At 69.9% G+C, this 15287-nt stretch carries 15 protein-coding genes and 1 riboswitch; of the genes, 9 read left to right on the forward strand and 6 right to left on the reverse strand.

What is annotated here, in order from left to right:
- The coding region (locus tag ACK4SE_RS04380) for an OmpA family protein (RefSeq protein WP_409689160.1) at positions 1–306 on the reverse strand (306 nt) is incomplete at its 3' end.
- A 102-nt stretch (positions 307–408) separates the two neighbouring features.
- Complete coding sequence (locus tag ACK4SE_RS04385) at positions 409–723, reverse strand: YMGG-like glycine zipper-containing protein (RefSeq protein WP_409689161.1); 315 nt, start codon at positions 721–723, stop codon at positions 409–411.
- 185 nt (positions 724–908) lie between these two features.
- Between ACK4SE_RS04385 and ACK4SE_RS04390 the strand changes: the two genes are divergently transcribed.
- The 3 genes from ACK4SE_RS04390 to ACK4SE_RS04400 are packed head-to-tail and all read left to right on the forward strand — an operon-like array spanning position 909 to position 3067.
- Positions 909–1235: a hypothetical protein gene (locus ACK4SE_RS04390; RefSeq protein ID WP_409689163.1), complete on the forward strand. Its 327-nt coding sequence runs from the start codon at positions 909–911 to the stop codon at positions 1233–1235.
- Positions 1236–1287: 52 nt separating this feature from the next.
- On the forward strand, positions 1288–2244 hold the full coding sequence (locus tag ACK4SE_RS04395) for a diacylglycerol/lipid kinase family protein (RefSeq protein WP_409689165.1): 957 nt from the start codon (positions 1288–1290) through the stop codon (positions 2242–2244).
- 28 nt (positions 2245–2272) lie between these two features.
- Positions 2273–3067: a metallophosphoesterase family protein gene (locus ACK4SE_RS04400; RefSeq protein WP_409689167.1), complete on the forward strand. Its 795-nt coding sequence runs from the start codon at positions 2273–2275 to the stop codon at positions 3065–3067.
- A 50-nt stretch (positions 3068–3117) separates the two neighbouring features.
- On the opposite strand, the gene ACK4SE_RS04405 is transcribed toward ACK4SE_RS04400, so the two are convergent.
- The 3 genes from ACK4SE_RS04405 to ACK4SE_RS04415 form a co-directional block, all read right to left on the reverse strand.
- The gene (locus tag ACK4SE_RS04405; protein ID WP_045318738.1) at positions 3118–3294 is read right to left on the reverse strand and encodes a DUF1328 domain-containing protein; all 177 of its coding nucleotides are present in this window, start codon (positions 3292–3294) and stop codon (positions 3118–3120) included.
- An 89-nt stretch (positions 3295–3383) separates the two neighbouring features.
- Positions 3384–3770, reverse strand: a complete 387-nt coding sequence (locus ACK4SE_RS04410) for a hypothetical protein (protein ID WP_409689169.1) — start codon at positions 3768–3770, stop codon at positions 3384–3386.
- Positions 3770–4114 (reverse strand): glycine zipper domain-containing protein, encoded by a 345-nt coding sequence (locus tag ACK4SE_RS04415; RefSeq protein WP_409689172.1) that lies wholly within the window; start codon positions 4112–4114, stop codon positions 3770–3772. Before ACK4SE_RS04415 ends, ACK4SE_RS04410 begins: the two co-directional genes overlap by 1 nt.
- 112 nt (positions 4115–4226) lie before the next feature.
- On the opposite strand from ACK4SE_RS04415, the gene ACK4SE_RS04420 reads away from it, so the two are divergent.
- From ACK4SE_RS04420 to ACK4SE_RS04430, 3 genes are read left to right on the forward strand one after another with little or no spacing between them, the layout of a single operon-like run.
- Positions 4227–4904: a fumarylacetoacetate hydrolase family protein gene (locus tag ACK4SE_RS04420; protein WP_409689174.1), complete on the forward strand. Its 678-nt coding sequence runs from the start codon at positions 4227–4229 to the stop codon at positions 4902–4904.
- A gap of 12 nt (positions 4905–4916) precedes the next feature.
- On the forward strand, positions 4917–5555 hold the full coding sequence (gene maiA / locus ACK4SE_RS04425) for a maleylacetoacetate isomerase (protein ID WP_409689176.1): 639 nt from the start codon (positions 4917–4919) through the stop codon (positions 5553–5555).
- Between the two features lie 60 nt (positions 5556–5615).
- Positions 5616–6530: an aldo/keto reductase gene (locus ACK4SE_RS04430; protein WP_409689178.1), complete on the forward strand. Its 915-nt coding sequence runs from the start codon at positions 5616–5618 to the stop codon at positions 6528–6530.
- Here ACK4SE_RS04430 and ACK4SE_RS04435 read toward each other — a convergent pair.
- A complete protein-coding gene (locus ACK4SE_RS04435) occupies positions 6514–8346 on the reverse strand; it encodes a TonB-dependent receptor plug domain-containing protein (RefSeq protein WP_409689180.1) in 1833 nt (610 codons plus the stop codon). The two genes, ACK4SE_RS04430 and ACK4SE_RS04435, sit on opposite strands and share 17 nt — an antisense overlap.
- 145 nt (positions 8347–8491) lie before the next feature.
- Positions 8492–8760, reverse strand: a riboswitch (cobalamin riboswitch).
- 27 nt (positions 8761–8787) lie between these two features.
- Between ACK4SE_RS04435 and ACK4SE_RS04440 the strand changes: the two genes are divergently transcribed.
- The 3 genes from ACK4SE_RS04440 to glnD all read left to right on the forward strand — a co-directional run bounded on the left by ACK4SE_RS04440 (position 8788) and on the right by glnD (position 15269).
- A complete protein-coding gene (locus ACK4SE_RS04440) occupies positions 8788–9804 on the forward strand; it encodes a cupin-like domain-containing protein (protein ID WP_409689182.1) in 1017 nt (338 codons plus the stop codon).
- A gap of 90 nt (positions 9805–9894) precedes the next feature.
- Positions 9895–12588, forward strand: a complete 2694-nt coding sequence (gene mutS, locus ACK4SE_RS04445; protein ID WP_409689184.1) for a DNA mismatch repair protein MutS — start codon at positions 9895–9897, stop codon at positions 12586–12588.
- Positions 12585–15269, forward strand: coding sequence for a [protein-PII] uridylyltransferase (glnD, locus tag ACK4SE_RS04450; RefSeq protein WP_409689186.1), 2685 nt, complete (start codon positions 12585–12587; stop codon positions 15267–15269). The genes mutS and glnD overlap by 4 nt, the downstream gene beginning before the upstream one ends.
- Positions 15270–15287: the final 18 nt, after the last annotated feature.

Genomic DNA, 15287 nt, shown 5'->3' on the forward strand with positions numbered 1-15287 from the left:
CACCGCCCGTGCGCGCTGTTCCGACAGGGTCTGGTTGCTGGCCGCGTCCCCCGTGGCGCTGGCCAGGCCGATGACCTCGACGCCGTCGATGCGGCAGCCCTGCAACCGCTCGCCGGTCAGGGCGATCAGCTGCTGCGCCGGTTCGGCGATGCGCGCCTGGCCCTCGTTGAAATAGATGTCCAGCCGCTGCTCGGTGCAGCCCGCCGGGTCCGCGATCAGCGCTGACCCCTCCCCGAACAGCCCGCCGTGCCCGCAGGCCGAAACCGCCATGGCCGCCAGCGCGGCCGTCGCAACCTTGAAACGCATATCTGTCCCCTCCCAATCCTGCGGCCGGCCATCCGGCGCGCGAAAAAGGGCGGCCCGCGTCGGGACCGCCCTTCATCCGTCTCACCCGAAGGGTTGAAACGCCTACCAGCGGACGCGCGTGCCATCTTCCCAATAGCACTCGGTCTGACGATTGTCGTAGCAGTAGTAGTACTGGCCGTTGGCGGCGCGATAGCGCTGCTGGTTGGTGCGATCCTGGGACGAGCCCCGGATGGCGCCCACGGCGCCGCCGATGGCCGCACCGGCCACGGTGGCCTCGGTGTTGCCGCCGAGAATCTGCCCTGCAGCAGCCCCGATGGCCGCGCCGATGGCGCCTTGGCGAACGGTCTGGTTGGTATTGCCGTACGGGTCGCTGGCGCAGGCGCTGGCCAGCAGGCCGGCCCCGGCGATCGCGATCATGATCTTTTTCATTGGATGTCCCTTCGGTCGGAGTAAGTCGCCCCCGAGGCGAGAACGCTGGATAACGGCTCCGGTTCCCCGACTATGATTGTGGTTAAGGTTGCGTTAAACATTTCGCTGGGCGCCGTGAGCGGTCAGGCGTGTTGAATAGGGGGCTTTTCATGCGTTTTTCAGAACCTGTCCGTATGGCCGATGACGATGGAGGGCCCGTATGGTCCCGCAGCAAGCGCCAGCGGGGCGGCCCGCCGGTTGTGGGGTTCATCATCACGCTTCTGGCGCTGTTCGGTGCTCTGACGGCGGTGTTGGGCATCAAGGAGCGATCGGTGGCGGAAGGCGGCGCGACGATTGACGGCTGGATCACCGCTGGCTGGGAAAAGGCCAAGGAGATTACGGGCCAGGCGGATGAGGTGACGGACGAGGCCCTGTCCGAAACGGCCGACGCCGCAGGCCGTGCCGGCGCCGCACTTGGCGAAGGCGCCGAAAATGCGGTTGGAGAAATCCAGGGCGAATAGGCCGCCACGGCCGCAGGACGGAACATCAGGCGTCAGCGCACGTTCGGCCCGCATGACTGATCTCGCCGGGCCTGTGGCCGACAATTCCGAACTCCGGACTGACGTCTCCGAACGGCGGGCGGTGACTTCTCACGCTCCGGTTGGAAAGGTGGTGGTGCTGGTTAATCCCATGTCGGGCGGCGTGGGCGCCAATGCAGCGGCCGAGGCGACCGAACTGCTGGCGGGTTTCGCCTGCGTATCCGAGGTGCTCCTGCTGGATGGCGAGAGTATGGACCGCACGATCGAAGAGGCCCTTGAGGGGCGCCCCGATCTGCTGGTTGTACTGGCAGGGGACGGAACGGCGCGGGCCGTGGCGTCGCGGGCGGGGCCGGACGGTCCTCTGGTGGCTCCTCTGCCCGGCGGCACAATGAACATGCTACCCAAGGCGCTCTACGGCACCACGGACTGGAAGGCGGCGTTGACCGCCATCCTCAGCGACGGCGAGCCCCGATACGTGTCGGGCGGAGAGGTAGAGGGGCATGCCTTCTACTGTGCCGCCATCCTCGGCGCACCCGCCCTGTGGGCGCCGGCCCGGGAGGCGCTGCGCGGCGGCAAGCTGAAATTGGCCCTGACCCATGCTCGTCGGGCCTGGCGTCGGGCCTTCTCGGGGCGCATCCGCTTTGATCTGGACGGGGGGCCGCGCCAGAGGGCGGAAGCCCTGGTGCTTATCAGCCCCATGATTTCCCGCGCTCTGGACGAACCCATAGGGCTGGAGGCCGCAATCATGAATCCGCACGCCGCTTCGGACGCCTTCAGACTGGCAGCCCATGCCCTTTTCGACGACTGGCGACTGGATCCGTCGGTCAAGACTCAGGCGGCTCGCCGAATTCGGATCGCGGCGCGCTCGCGGGTGCCGGCGGTGCTGGACGGGGAACCCCTGATGCTCCAGCACGACACTGTCATAACATTCCGGCCCAAGGCATTCCGGGCCCTGGCGCCCCGCCCGCCCGCTACCGAGGTCGCGATTTAATGGCGCGTCGTGCGAAGACCAGCGCCTGATGGGCAGGGTTCTCCAGTTTTCCGATGTCCACTTCGGCCGTGAGCACGCGAACGCCGCCGCCGCCGCCGTGGATTACGCTCACGCCACCCCCAACGACCTGGTCCTGATTACCGGCGACATCACCCAGAACGGCTATACAGCCGAATTCGAGGAGGCCGCGCGCTGGATCAGGGCCATGCCGGGTCCGGCTTTCGTCACGGTCGGCAATCACGATGTGCCGTACTGGAATGTGTTGGACCGGTTGTTCTGGCCCTGGCGCCGTTTCGAGCGCGCGACCGGGCATCCTGCGCACGATCACGAGTTTCGGGCGGAAGGACTGATGGTCCGCGGCGTCACCACCGCGCGGGGATGGCAGGCGAGGCTGAACTGGTCCAAGGGCGTCATCGACCTGGATCAGACCCGGCGTGCGGCCCAGGCCCTGCGTGACGCGCCCGACGGCGCCCTGCGCATTCTGGCCTGTCACCATCCCCTGGTGGAGATGATCGGCACCCCCATGACCGGCGACGTCATTCGCGGTGAGGCGGCGGCGCACATCTTCGCGAAAGCGGGCGTGGATATCATCACCACGGGCCACACCCACCAACCCTTCGCCCTGCCGCTGCAGGCAGGGGATGAGTTCTCCTACGCCGTGGGCTGCGGAACTCTTTCGCACCGAGAGCGCGGCGCGCCGCCGAGCTTTAATCGCATCGACTGGGACGCGGAGGCCGTCACGGTCACCGTCGTGGCCTGGGAGAACGGCGGCTTTGTCGACAGCCGCGCCTGGACCCTCCCCCGTCGTCGCAGGGCAAATTAAAAAGGCCGCGGGAACAGTCCCGCGGCCTTTCTTTGACGACTGGAGGTCGTCTAGACTCTTGGCCCTCGGCCTCGAAGCCCGCCCGCAACCAGGGCGATGACGAAGAGGATGATGGCGATGACGGCGATAAACTTGGCGATCTCGAACGAGAAGTTCGCGATGCCGCCGAAACCCAGTACAGCGGCGATCAGGGCGATCACCAGAAAAATTATGGCCCAACGAATCATGGTGTGGCGCCTCCGAAGCGTTTCAAACAAAAGGCCACGACCTTGCGCCGGACCTGCCACATCAACGCTCCGCGAGCGTCACTGTTCCATCAGCGACGTCCGCGACTGCTCTCGGTGAAAGCCGCCGCGACCATAGACGCCAGCGCCGGGTTTCTCAGGAATATCCATCCGCCGGCCAGCGCCGCCACGGTGGCGAGCACAGGGCGATTGCGGAAGAGGACAAACGCCCGCTCCCCCAACCCCGCCGGTTCTTCGTCGTCTCCCTCGTCGCCATTTGCCTTGTTCAGGAACGTCATGGCGATGATCAGCGCGGCGAGGGCGGCCACGCCCGCCGTGATCGCTGCGGCCGCTGCGGCGGGAACCACCATCAGCAACACGTAGAAGAGCGTCGCGCCCAAGGCCACGATGGCCACGAAGGCGCAGGCGGCGGCAATTGCCGCCGCCACCACTTTATCGACCAGCCCTTTGCCCGGCATCAGCGGCGCCGGCCGGCCAGAAGCAGACCAAGCACCACGCCAACGCCGAGAGCGATGGCCGTGGACTGAACCGGGCGCTCCTGAACCCGCTCAACGAGGGCGCGCTGCGCCTCGTCCAGCCGCTCGGCCGCGTCGTCGTAATACTCCCGGCCGCGAACGCGGGCCTGATCGTAGTAGTCGCGGGCGCGCTCGCGCACCTCGTCGGACTTGGCCCGCACGCGGGCTTCGGTTTCGGCGGCGATTTCACGCAGGCGGGCGCTTTCTTCGCGCGCGCCGACCTTCAGGTCCTCCTTGAGGGTCTTCAGGTCGTTCTTGATGTCTTCCCGGGCCTTGGTGGTGGCCATGATGCGCTCTCCGGCTAGCTTGGCGGTAAAATGAGAATAGGTACCCCGTCATCGCAACGCCAGAGGGGATGAGGGGTTCCGTGACCGGGCCCGGCGACGTAAGCACGTCTTCATGACATGGCTGTTTGACCCACCCGCCCCCGTCGCCCTGCCCATTCTCGGTCAGGACGTACGGTTTCCCGTCCGCCGCATCCTGTGCGTGGGGCAGAATTACGCCGCCCACGCCCGCGAGATGGGCGCCGACCCTTCGCGCGAGGCGCCCTTTTTCTTCTCCAAACCCCGCGACGCCCTGATCACGAATGCGGACGTGCCGTTCCCCTCCGCGACGGACAATCTGCATCACGAAGTGGAACTGGTTTGCGCCATCGGCGGCGAGGGCGCGGATCTGGCGCCTGGCGCGGCGGCGGAACTGATCATCGGCTGGGCTACGGGCGTCGACCTGACCCGCCGGGACATTCAGGCTGAGGCCAAGTCGCGGGGGCGGCCCTGGGATGCATCCAAGGGCTTCGACCATTCAGCTCCCTGCGGCCCACTGACCGTCGGCGCATTGCCGACCCCCGCCGGCGCCATCGCCCTGACCGTGAACGGCCAGATGCGTCAGTCCTCCCGGCTGGACCAGATGATCTGGAGCCCCGCCGAGGTGGTGGCCGAGGCGTCGCGCCTGTGGCGGCTGATGCCGGGCGACCTGATCTTCACCGGCACCCCGGAGGGCGTCGGGCCCGTCGTGCGCGGCGACCGCATTGAAGCGACGATCGAGGGTCTGACCCCGCTGGCCTTCACCCTGACCTGATCGGAGATCGCCATGATCCTGCACGGCTACTGGCGCTCGGGCACCTCCTACCGCACCCGCATCGCCCTGAACCTGAAGGGCCTGACCTACGATCAGGTCGGAGTCGATCTGCGCAAAGGCGCCCAGAAGAGCGAGGCGTTCCTGCCTATCAACCCCCAAGGCCTAGTTCCGGCGCTGGAGGTGGACGGCGCTGTCCTGACCCAGAGCCCGGCGATCCTTGAGTGGCTGGAGGAAGCCCATCCTGAACCGCCGCTGCTGCCGGGAGACGCGATCGCCCGCGCTCACGTGCGGGCCATGGCCGCCATGATCGCGTGCGACATCCACCCCCTGAACAATCTTCGCGTGCTCAAGGCGTTGCGCGAGACCTTCAGCGCCGATCAGGCGGCGACGGACGCCTGGGCCGCGCGCTGGATCACCGCAGGCTTCGAGGCGCTGGAAGCCCTGATCGCCCGCCACGGCGACGGCTGGTGCTACGGCGCCGAGCCGACCCTGGCCGACTGCTGCCTGGTTCCGCAGATCTACTCCGCCCGCCGGTTCAACACGCCGCTGGACGCCTTTCCCCACATCCTGGCCATCGAGCAAAAGGCGGCGGATCATCCCGCTTTCATGGCCGCCCATCCGGACCGGCAGCCGGACGCAAACCTCTCGTAAACCCTGTCGGGTAAGGCTTCGTAAAACTTCCGATCAGCGCTCCTTAAGCTTTGTGGGCGCATGGTCCGTCCCGTGACGTTTCAGGCCCAAACACGGACCGGCGCCGGACCGGCGTCCAGGCTCGCCCTTAATGTGCTGGGGGCGCCCGCCCGTGGGGCGGGAGCCGTCCTGCGCGAGGATTCCGTCCGGGCCTTGCTGCGCACCGCCGCCGATGGCGGCGTGGGCCTCGTGTCCGCCCGACCGATCAGCGACATCGAACGCCTGCTGGGCCAGTGCTGGCCCTTCCCCAGTCCTTTTCGCGTTACGGTCCGCACGGTGTCGGCGTCCGAGGGCGTTGACCGGGTCGAGGCCCGCGCCCGCCGCTCTCTGGAGCGCATGGGCCTGCCGCGCGGCGATGCGGTCATGGTCGCCTCGGCGGGCGATCTGGCCGGGGCCGACGGCCGCGCTTTGTGGGACAGGCTGGAGCGTCTGAAAGACATGGGCCTGTTCCGCCGCATCGGCGTCTGCGCCCGGGTCGAAGACGGCCCCGAACTGCTGGCGCGCCGCTTCCGGCCCGACGTCGTCGAGCTGCCCTGCAACCTTCTGGATCAGCGCGCCGCAACCTCGGGCCTGATCGCCGGTCTGGCCGATCACGGCTCTGCAGTCCACGTGCGCTCTGTATTCGCTGGCGGCGTCCTGTTCGCCGCGCGCGAGGATCTGCCCGCGCATCTGGTCCAGTCCGGCTCGGGCGTGTCGCGCGCCCGGCGCAGCCTGGCCGAGAACCGGGCCGATCCCATGCAGGCGGCGCTGGCCTACGCCCTTAACCTGCCCGGCGTCGAATCCGTGGTGGCCGGGGTGGCTTCGGCGGCCGAGTTGCGCGCCGTTCTGGCCGCGGCCCATGCTCCGGCGCCGGCGCTCGACTGGTCCGCCCTTGCGCTGGACGACCCGGCGACGCTCAGCGCCGCCGGGCCTTCCGCGGTCAGTAGCGCAGCCTGATCCCCACATAGCCGCTGCGTCCCGGCTCACCGTAGCCACGCACCTGCTGGTAGTGCGTGTCGGCGAGGTTCTCGATCCGCGCCGTCAGGCTGATGCGGTTGCTCAGCGCGAAGGCGCCGTTCAGGTTCGCCGTGACGAAGCTCTCGCGAAGCCCGCCGGAATCCTCCTGATCGCCTTCACCCCGCACGATCAGCGCGCCCGACAGGCGCTCCCCCGTCCAGCCCAGGGTCACGGAGCCTGCGTGTTCCGGCACGCGCAGCAGCCGGGAACCGTCCGTCACGTCGATGGCGTCGGTCCACGCGTAGGCCACGCCCAGATCGAACCCGGCCGGCAGGGCCACGCGCCCTTCCAGCTCCACGCCGTCCGTGCGGGTCTCGTCCACATTGGCGTAGAAGCTGTTCCCGCCCGGCGCATTGAACCAGACGATCTGGTCCTCGACCTCCAGCCGATAGACGGTCACGCGGCCCTCGATCCGCCGGTCCGCCGACCGCCAGCCCAGGGCCGCTTCATACCCGTCAGCGTGCTCCGGGCGCAGCTCCGGATAGGGGATGGAAGACCAGCAGAAATCGCACACCGCCTGGCTGACGGTCGGGGCCTTGAAGCCCGTGCCCCAGGCGCCGGACAGGATGAACCCGCCGCCCGGCTCGTAGGCCGCCGACAGACGCCCGGTGGTCGCATCGCCGAAGTCATCGGTGTCGTCATGGCGCAGGCCGCCGGTCACGCTGAACCGCTCCGACAGATTGATGCGCGCCGTTGCGAACAGGGAGTTGCTGGACAGGGTTTCGGTCGCGCCGCTGGAAAGGGCGCCTTCGGCGTTCTCGTGCTCGGCGCCGAAGGCGTAGGTGACCCGTCCTTCAGCGGAATCGCCGGACGCCTGCCAGCGATAGACCTGACGGTCCGCCTCGAACGTCGACGGAAAAGCGCTGAAGGATTCCCGCGTCAGATCCGAAGCCGAGACGCTGACCTGATGCTCCAGCCCCAGGGCCTGAACCGTCAGGCGTGCAAAGCCGGACAGTTGCTCGCGCGCGATGCTGTCATCGGTATCGCCCAGGGCGTAGGTCGGGGCCGGGAAGCCGTCGATGTCAGCGTCGGTCTCGTTGTAGCGGATGCGCCCCTCCAGGGTCACGGCCGGACCGAAGCTGTACCGGCCGTTGACGCCGATGGTGGTGATGGTCGCCCCGTCCGCCTCGGTGTTTCCGTCCGCCTCATCGGCTGCGGAAATGCCACTGGTGTCGAAGTGCGAGACGAAGGCCCCCACGGCGTAGCGCTCATTGGCGACGCCGCCCGCCAGACGGCCCCGGATGGTGTCGAACGAGCCCGCCTCCGCCTCGGCGCGGACGCCGTCCAGTTCGCGGGTGGTGAACGAGATCACCCCGCCGATGGCCGACGAGCCCCACAACGAGGACTGGGGCCCCGACAAGACTTCGATACGCTCCACATCGCCCAGGTCGAAGCCGGTGAAGTCAAAGGCGCCGTCGATGTCGGCCACGTCATTGACCACGGCGCCGTCCACCAGGACCAGGGTCTTGCCGGGATGCGCGCCCCGGATGCGCACATTGGCCGGGCCGCTGAAGGCGCCCGAACGGGTCACGCTCAGCCCCGGCACGTCGGCGAGGATGTCGGCGGCGAACACCGCGCCGCGCCGGGCGATCGTGTCCGCATCGATGACGCGGGCCCCGGGGGTCTCGGCGACGATGGCCGGGATGCGGGTGGCCGTGATGATGACCTCCTCCACGTCGGTGGCGTCGTCGGCGAAAGCGGGCAGGGCGAAGAGGGCCGCGGAGGCGGCCGAGCACAGGATAAGGGAACGCCTCATGGGGCGATGCTCCGTCATAAGCCCCCGCGCGGCGCGCGCGGCGGCGTTCAAAAGCGACCAATCCGCCTGTCGCGAGACAGGACGGCGCCGGATCGGGTCGCTTCGACGGACTCAGTCCCCGCGCCTCTGTCTGGTCCCGGACAGCGGACGAGCGACGTCGGCGGCCAGGTCTCCTGGCTTGCGGATCACAGGCCAAACGCGGTTTCGGTCGAAGACCGGAACTCAGCGCCTTTGGCCGACTCAAAAAGTCGACCCGCCGTCCTCGCCTTCCCGGATCGCTCCAGTGGCGGCCTGCCCGAAGACAGGGAGCGGACGACGGCCTAACCGCCTACAGTTGCGGGCACAGCCGCGGTGTTTGACCGCGTTCCCTTAACCGCCTGGCGCGCTTGTGGCAGGCGCTCCAGTCTTGCGCAAGAACCGTCAGCGGCTAGGGTTCGGCCCATGTCCTCCCCAGTACCCGACCGCCGTACGCCCGAGTTCCGGAACGTCACCGCCGAGACCTTTCGAACCGAAATCCTTCCCACCGCGAAGCCCGCGATCCTGCGCGGCTTCACGGCTCACTGGCCTGCGGTTGAGGCGGGGCGGCGATCGCCTGAGGCCCTGGCCGCCCACATCCGCAGCTTCGACAGCGGCGCGCCGGTGCGGTTCGCCGAGGCGCACCCGGCGGTAAAGGGACGCTTCTTCTACAATGATGACCTGACAGGCGTGAACTTCACCCAGCACGACGCCACGGTGGGGGCGGTGCTGGACCGGCTGCTGGCGCTCATGGACGAGGACGCACCGCCCGCCGTAGCCGTGCAGTCGGTGCCCGAGCCCCAGGCGCTGCCCGGTTTCGCCCGCGCCAATCCCTCGCCCCTGCTGGGCGAGGACGTCTATCCGCGCCTGTGGATCGGCAATGCGGCCACGGTGCACACCCACCACGACATGAACGACAATATCGCCTGCGCCGTGGCGGGCCGTCGGCGCTTCATCCTGTTTCCGCCCGACCAGACCCGCAATCTCTACATCGGCCCGTTCGAGCGAACCCCTGCTGGCCCGCCGATCAGCATGGTCTCGGTGGTCGAGCCGGATCTGGAGCGCCACCCCCGGTTCACCGAGGCCTGGGCCGTCGCCGAGGTGGCCGATCTGGAGCCCGGCGACGCCCTGTTCATCCCCTACATGTGGTGGCACCACGTCCAGTCCCTGGACCGCTTCAGCGTGCTGGTGAACTACTGGTGGAATGACGCAAGGCTTCAGGCCGGGCCGCTGGAGGCCATGATCCACGCCATGCTGGGCATCCGCGATCTACCGCCCTCCCAGCGCGAGACCTGGCGGGCCATGTTCGACGCCTTCGTGTTCGAGGCTGACGATCCCCCGGGCGCCCACCTGCCCGAGGACAAGCGGGGCGTTCAGGGCCGCCTGTCGCCGGCGGCCGCTGCCCAGATGCGCCAGATCCTGGCCCGGACTCTGGCGAACTGACCCCGTCCCGGCATTCGTCCACGATCCTGTAGCGGCCCGGGCGTCGTGAGCCTTGAGCGCGCCCCCCCGATCCTTCACCCTGCACGCTTCATGAACGCCCCCGTCAAGCAGCCGACCGACGCCCGCCCCCTCACGCCCGACCCGGGCGTGACCCCGGTCATGGCCCAGTTCCTGGACGCCAAGGCCCGGCATCCGGACTCCCTGCTGTTCTTCCGCATGGGCGACTTCTACGAGCTGTTCTTCGAGGACGCGCAGAAGGCGGCGGCGGCGCTGGGCATCACCCTGACCAAGCGGGGCCTGCACAAGGGCGAGGACATCCCCATGGCGGGGGTGCCGTTCCACGCCGCCGAGGGCTACATCGCCCGCCTGATCCGTCAGGGCTTCAAGGTCGCCGTCTGCGAACAGCTTGAGGATCCGGCCGAGGCCCGCAAGCGCGGCTCCAAGGCCGTGGTGCGCCGCGACGTGGTGCGGGTGATCACGCCCGGCACCCTGACCGAGGACTCCCTGCTGGACGCCAGGGGCTCGAACCGGCTGGCGGCGGTGTCGGTCCGGCGCGGCCGGGCGGCCGTGGCGGTGGTGGAACTGTCCACCGGCCAGGTGGAGACCATCGTCAGCGAACCCGGCGATCTGGCCGCCAATCTGGCCGCCTTTCGCCCGTCCGAGGTGCTGGTGCCCGACCGGCTGTTCTCCGACGACGACATCCGCGCCGCGCTGGACGGCTCCGGCGGGGTGGTGCAGGCGCTGGCGCAGGGGCTGGCCGAACCGGCCGCCGCCCGCGACCGGGTCCAGCGCCTTTACGGCGTCGCCACCCTCGACGGCTTCGGCGCCTTCGAAGAGGCGGAGGTGTCCGCCCTGGGCCTCGCCGCCGCCTATCTGGAGACCACCCAGGCGGGCCGCCTGCCGGTTCTGAAAGCCCCCCGCCGCGCCGCCCAGGCCGGCTGGCTGGCCATCGATCCGGCCACCCGCACCAGCCTCGAGATCGACCGCACCCAGTCCGGCGCCCGCGAGGGCAGCCTGCTGGCCTGCGTGGACCGCACCATCACCTCGGCGGGCGGCCGGGCCCTGGCCGAGCGCATCACCCGGCCCCTGCGCGATCCCGCCGCCATCAATCATCGACTGGACGCCGTGCAATGGTTGCTGGAGCGCCGCGACCTGCGCCGTGATCTGCGCGAGGTGCTGTCCGGTTCGGCCGACGTGGCCCGGGCCGTGACCCGGCTGGCGCTGGGGCGGGGCGGACCCCGCGATCTGGCGGCCGTCCGCTCGGGCCTGAAGACTGCCGAGGCGGTCTCCGCCCTGTTCGCCCGATCCCCCGACCCCCTGACCGGCCCGCCCGCCGAGATCGAGGAGCGGCTGTCGGACCTGTCGCCCACGGCGGACACCGGCGGCCTGCTGATCGATCTGCAGGAGGGGCTGGTGGACGAACCACCCCATCTGGCCCGCGACGGCGGTCTGGTCCGCCCCGGCTGGCGGCCCGAGCTTGAGGCCGTGCGCACCCTGCGCGACGACAGCCGCAAGGTGATCGTGGATCTGGAGCAGCGGGCCCAGGCCGAGTCTGGCGTGGCCTTCAAGGTCAAGCACAACGCCGTGCTGGGCTATTTCCTGGAAACCAGCGCGAAGAACGCCGAACCCCTGCTGCGCCCGCAGGCTGACAGCCCCTTCATCCACCGCCAGACCCTGGCCAATCAGGTCCGCTTCACCACCGTGGAGCTGTCTGAGCTGGACGCCAAGATCAGCCAGGCCGGCGCCCGCGCCCTGGCCATGGAGGGCGAGATATTCGAGGGCTGGCGCCGCGCCGTCGCCGATCTGGCGACCCCGCTTCAGGCCGTGGCCGACGCCCTCGCCGAACTGGACGCCGCCGCCGCCCTCGCCGAATGGGCGGCCGAGACCAACGCCGTGCGCCCCGACGTGGACGGCTCGCTGATCTTTCAGGTCGCGGGCGGCCGCCACCCGGTGGTCGAGGCGGCCGTGACCCGCGCCGGCGATCCCTATACGCCCAACAACTGCGCGCTGGACGGCTCGGGCTCCGACTGCGCGCGCCTGTCCATCGTCACGGGCCCCAACATGGCGGGCAAGTCCACCTTCCTGCGCCAGAACGCCCTTTTGGTGGTGCTGGCCCAGGCCGGGGCCTTCGTGCCCGCGAAGTCCATGCGGCTGGGCGTGGTGGACCGGCTGTTCAGCCGCGTCGGCGCCGGCGACGATCTGGCCCGGGGCCGCTCCACCTTCATGATGGAGATGGTCGAGACCGCCGCCATCCTGACCCAGGCCACTGACCGCAGCTTCGTGGTGCTGGACGAGATCGGCCGGGGCACCGCCACCTATGACGGCCTGGCCATCGCCTGGGCCGTGGCCGAGGCCCTGCATGAGACGAACCGCACCCGCACTCTGTTCGCCACCCACTATCACGAGCTGGCGCGGCTGGAGGAGCGGCTGGACCACGTCTGCAACCTGTCCATGAAGGCCCGCGAGTGGAACGGCGAGCTGGTCTTCCTGCACGAGGCGGCGCCCGGCGCGGCGGACCGTTCCTATGGCGTGCAGGTGGCGAAACTGGCCGGGGTGCCCCCGTCGGTGGTGGGCCGCGCCCGCGAGGTGCTGGACCGGCTCGAGGCGGACAAGGCCTCCAGCGTCCGGCTGGACGACCTTCCCCTGTTCGCGGTGCACGAGCCCGCGCCGGTCTCTGGCCCGTCCCCTGCGGACGAGGCCCTGGCGACCATCAACCCCGACGAGCTCAGCCCGCGCGAGGCGCTGGAGGCGCTGTATCGTCTGAAGGGTCTGGCCCGCCCGTGACCCAGCCCGCCGCCCTTCACGACCGTCTCGCCGCCCTGAAGGACGCGTCGGACGTCCGCGCCGAGGTGGCCGCCGCCCTGTCCGAGCACTGGAGCGCCGGCCGCGAGAAGGCGGCCTCGAAACTGGCCTCGGGGCTGGGTGGGGTTGAGGTGGCGCGCCTGTTCTCCGGGGCCGCCGACGAGATGCTGCAGGCCCTGTGGCGCTTCACCACCCAGGTCCTGCACCCGTCCGACAGCGTCGACGAGGACGGCAAGCTGGCCCTGCTGGCCACCGGCGGCTACGGGCGCGGCGTGCTGGCGCCATACTCGGATCTGGACCTGCTGTTCCTGCGCCCGGCCCGGGCCGGCGAGCGCATCGAGCGCGTCACCGGCTTCATGCTCTATGTGCTGTGGGATCTGGGGGCCAAGGTGGGCGTCGCCTCGCGCACCATGAACGAGGCCCTGACCCTGGCCCGTGACGACATGACCATCCAGACCTCCCTGCTGGAGGCCCGCTATCTGGCCGGCGACGAGGTCATGGCCGACGCCTTCCTCAAGGTGTTCCGCCGCGAGATGACGAAGACCGACCCCCGCGCCTTCATTGCCGCCAAGCTGAAGGAGCGGGACCAGCGCCACTCCCGCGCCGGCGCCGTGCGTTACCGGGTCGAGCCCAATATCAAGGACGGCAAGGGGGGGCTGCGCGACCTCAACGCCCTGTTCTGGATCGCCCGGCGCCTGACCCCCGACAGCCTGCTGGGCGCCGAGGCGCTGGAGGGTCTTCTGACCGGCCGCGAGCGCCGCACCTTCGAGGAGGCCTTCGACTTCCTGTGGCGGGTGCGCCATCATCTGCACCGCACCGCCGGGCGGGCCGAGGAGAAGCTGACCTTCGACCTCCAGCCCGAGGTGGCCCGGCGCATGGGCTGGCAGGGGCGGGGCGACGAGCCGGCGGTGGAGCGCTTCATGCGCCGCTATTTCCTCGTGGCCCGCGACGTGGGCGGCCTGACCCGCGCCATCTCCGCCAAGCTGGAGGAGCGGGGCCAGAAGCGGGCCCTCAGCCTCACCCGCCTGATCCCCCGACGCCGCCGCCAGCTGGGCGAGCCCGGCTTCGTGGAGGATCACGGCCGCCTGTCGATCACCGGCCCGGACGTGTTCGAGGCCGAGCCCCTGCGGCTGCTGACCCTGTTCCAGCTGGCGGACCGGCACGATCTGGACCTGCACCCCGACGCCTTCTCCGCCGTCACCCGGTCGCTCAATCTGGTGACGCCGAAGCTGCGCCGCGCTCCGGCGGCCTCGGCGGCGTTTCTGGATATTCTGGCGGACGGGGACCGCCCGTACCGGGTGCTGACCCTGATGAACGAGACGGGGCTTCTGGGCCGCTTCCTGCCGGAATGGGGCCGCATCGTCGGCCAGACCCAGTTCAACATGTACCACGCCTATACGGTGGATGAGCACACCCTGCAGGCCATCGGCGTCATCAACGACATCGCCCGGGGCAAGCTGAAGGACGATCATCCCATGTCGTCCAACATCATCGGCCTGATCCGCGACCCGCAGGTCCTGATGCTGGCCATGCTGCTGCACGACGTGGGCAAGGGCGGCGACCGGGGCCAGCTGGAGGACGGCGCCATCGCCGCGCGGCGGGCCTGCGAGCGGCTGGGTCTGGACCCGCGCCGGGCCGAGCTGGTGGCCTGGCTGGTGCGCCAGCACCTGACCCTGTCCGACTACGCCCAGAAGCGCGATGTGTCCGACCCCGCCACCGTGCGCGCCTTCGCCGAAATCGTGGGCGATCTGGAACGCCTGCGCATGCTGCTGGTGCTGACCGTGGCCGACATCCGCGCCGTCGGCCCCGGCGTCTGGAACGGCTGGAAGGGCCAGCTGATGCGCGACCTGTATCGCCACACCGAGCGGCAGTTCCGGGGCGACGCGGCCGAGATGGACGATCCGCTCAGCCGCCCCATGGCCGCCTATGACGCCCTGGTCGAGCGGGCCCGCCGCGACGGCGCCGCCGCCATGGCCGGACCGTCCGACAATCAGGCCGCCGAGGTGGCCATCGCCGCCACCGACCGCCCCGGCCTGTTCGCCCTGATCGCCGGGGTCATGGCCGATCTGGGGGCCGACATCGTCGGGGCCCGGGTCACCACCGCCGCCGACGGCATGGCCCTGGACATCTTCCAGCTGCAGGACGGGGCGGGCGAGCCCTACGGTCTGGCCGAGCCGCGCCGCCTGCGCCGTCTGCTGGCGGCGCTGGAGCGGGTCGGGCGCGGCGGCGCCGTCACCCCCGCCGACCCGGCAGCCCCCGCCAGCCCGCGCCGCGCCGCCTTCGACGTGCGCCCCGTGGTGATGATCGACAATGCCGCGTCCGAGACCGCCACGGTGATCGAGGTGTCCGGCGCCAACCGTCCGCGCCTGCTGGCCCAGCTGTCCCGCGCCCTGGCTGATCTGGGCCTGTCGATCCGTTCCGCCCACGTCGTCACCTTCGGCGAGCGGGCGGCGGATTCCTTCTATGTCACCACCGACAAGGGCCAGAAGATCACCGGCGACAAGCGGCTGGCCGCCATCCGTTCGGCGCTGGAGGCGGTGATGGATCAGGCCCCGCCGCCCAGCCCGCGCGGCCGTCCCCTGATCCGCGCCCGGGCCAGCGCCCGCGACGTCTCTGAACTGGGCCGCAAGGCCGCCGTTCCCCGCCGCGCCGAAGCGCGCTAAGGGCCATCTACGCGCCAT

The organism is Brevundimonas sp. (genome assembly GCF_046293315.1).
Taxonomy (GTDB): Bacteria; Pseudomonadota; Alphaproteobacteria; order Caulobacterales; family Caulobacteraceae; genus Brevundimonas.

What these genes read in the sequence shown, in the direction of transcription:
- ACK4SE_RS04385 (WP_409689161.1), bottom strand. Translation starts at nt 723, where the DNA reads ATGATCGCGATCGCCGGGGCCGGCCTGCTGGCCAGCGCCTGCGCCAGC.
- ACK4SE_RS04390 (WP_409689163.1), top strand. Translation starts at nt 909, where the DNA reads ATGGCCGATGACGATGGAGGGCCCGTATGGTCCCGCAGCAAGCGCCAG.
- ACK4SE_RS04395 (WP_409689165.1), top strand. Translation starts at nt 1,288, where the DNA reads ATGACTGATCTCGCCGGGCCTGTGGCCGACAATTCCGAACTCCGGACT.
- ACK4SE_RS04400 (WP_409689167.1), top strand. Translation starts at nt 2,273, where the DNA reads ATGGGCAGGGTTCTCCAGTTTTCCGATGTCCACTTCGGCCGTGAGCAC.
- ACK4SE_RS04405 (WP_045318738.1), bottom strand. Translation starts at nt 3,294, where the DNA reads ATGATTCGTTGGGCCATAATTTTTCTGGTGATCGCCCTGATCGCCGCT.
- ACK4SE_RS04410 (WP_409689169.1), bottom strand. Translation starts at nt 3,770, where the DNA reads ATGCCGGGCAAAGGGCTGGTCGATAAAGTGGTGGCGGCGGCAATTGCC.
- ACK4SE_RS04415 (WP_409689172.1), bottom strand. Translation starts at nt 4,114, where the DNA reads ATGGCCACCACCAAGGCCCGGGAAGACATCAAGAACGACCTGAAGACC.
- ACK4SE_RS04420 (WP_409689174.1), top strand. Translation starts at nt 4,227, where the DNA reads ATGACATGGCTGTTTGACCCACCCGCCCCCGTCGCCCTGCCCATTCTC.
- maiA (WP_409689176.1), top strand. Translation starts at nt 4,917, where the DNA reads ATGATCCTGCACGGCTACTGGCGCTCGGGCACCTCCTACCGCACCCGC.
- ACK4SE_RS04430 (WP_409689178.1), top strand. Translation starts at nt 5,616, where the DNA reads ATGGTCCGTCCCGTGACGTTTCAGGCCCAAACACGGACCGGCGCCGGA.
- ACK4SE_RS04435 (WP_409689180.1), bottom strand. Translation starts at nt 8,346, where the DNA reads ATGAGGCGTTCCCTTATCCTGTGCTCGGCCGCCTCCGCGGCCCTCTTC.
- ACK4SE_RS04440 (WP_409689182.1), top strand. Translation starts at nt 8,788, where the DNA reads ATGTCCTCCCCAGTACCCGACCGCCGTACGCCCGAGTTCCGGAACGTC.
- mutS (WP_409689184.1), top strand. Translation starts at nt 9,895, where the DNA reads ATGAACGCCCCCGTCAAGCAGCCGACCGACGCCCGCCCCCTCACGCCC.